The organism is Marinobacter sp. DS40M6 (assembly GCF_028581595.1).
GTDB lineage: Bacteria > Pseudomonadota > Gammaproteobacteria > Pseudomonadales > Oleiphilaceae > Marinobacter > Marinobacter salarius.
Map to the genome: position 1 here is coordinate 1 of NZ_JAFCAE010000015.1, position 1,270 is coordinate 1,270.

1 protein-coding gene is annotated in these 1,270 nt (G+C 52.8%); it reads right to left on the bottom strand.

The genetic code is table 11. The features are described from left to right. Positions 1–32 precede the first annotated feature (32 nt). Positions 33–1,213, bottom strand: a protein-coding gene (locus JJO78_RS20550) for an IS3 family transposase (RefSeq protein ID WP_428398661.1) whose coding sequence is annotated in 2 segments (ribosomal slippage) — positions 33–914 and positions 917–1,213 — 1,179 coding nt in all. Because the reading frame shifts where the segments join, the coding sequence is not laid out codon by codon here. Between the last annotated feature and the right edge of the window lie 57 nt (positions 1,214–1,270).

Here is a 1,270-nt window from a genome sequence, read left to right on the forward strand (position 1 = left end):
TGGACTTCCCCCAATAAAATGGACACGCCCCATTAATTGATTCCTTCGAACTCTATCGGAGTCCGGTAACCAAGGCCACTGTGCAGCCGTTGGCTGTTATAAAAACACTCAATATAGTTACTTATATGTTTCCGTAACTGCCGCATGGTCACGAAGCTCGTGGCGTGCAGCAACTCGCCCTTCAGTGTCTTGAAGAAGGACTCCACCTCGGCATTATCCGTACACTGTCCTGGGCGGTTCATGCTGTGCCGTACCCGGTACTGATTCAGCAGCGCCTGGGTCTTTTGAGCGCGATATTCGATACCACGATCCGTATGGAACAATAGACCTGAGGCCGGCTTACGGCTTGCGAAGGCCTCTCGGAGAGTTGCCCTGGCAAAATCTGCGCTCAGATTCTCACCTAGTCGCCAACTGATGATGCGTCGGGAATACAGATCCAACACCACCGCCAGGAACACGTATTTCTTCCCCAGCTTGATGTAGGTGACATCGCTGCTCCATTGCAGATTCGCTGCTGCCGGTTTGTCGGCCTCCAGTCGATGATTGGGCAGGGCTTTCAGGTCTTCCCTGAGCTTCCTCATTCGGCGATATACGCGGGCAACACGGGCTTTCATTCCCCATTCGCGCATGACCCTTGCAACCCGATTCTCACCCACAATCAGGCCCTCTTTACGAAGAGCCTGATAAACTCTAGGGCTACCATAACGGCCTTTACTGTCGCTGTAGACTCTGCGGATCTTTAACAGCAAATCAGCATTCTCAGCAGCTCTCTGACTGGGCTTGCGGTTTGCCCAGGCGTAGTAGCCAGACCGCGAGATGTTCAGGTGACGACACAGCGCCTTTACTCCGTGCTGTCCCCGGTGTTTCCAGACGAATCTGAACGCTTCCGTCGTTCCTCTGCCTGAAAACGTTGAAACTTTTTTAGGATGTCATTTTCCTCCTGAAGCTCCGCTATCCGGCGTTTCAGGCGGTTGATCTCATCCCTTTCCTTCATCAGCTTTTTGGCTTCATCAGGCGCTTTCTTCACCCGCTTCATGGCGAATTTTCCTTCCCGGTATTCCTTTCGCCAGCGTGACAGCATGAAGGGGTGAATATCCAGCGCCTCGGCGACCCCTTTTACACTTCGGTGGGGCTGGTAGCTCCATTCAACCGCTTTGACTTTGAACTCAATGCTGTACCTTTGGGTCTTCTTCCCCGTGATCATCTTCGGCATCGCTCTTCTCCTGTTGAGGAGTTATCGATGCGTGTCTACTGAAGTGGGGGAAGTCCA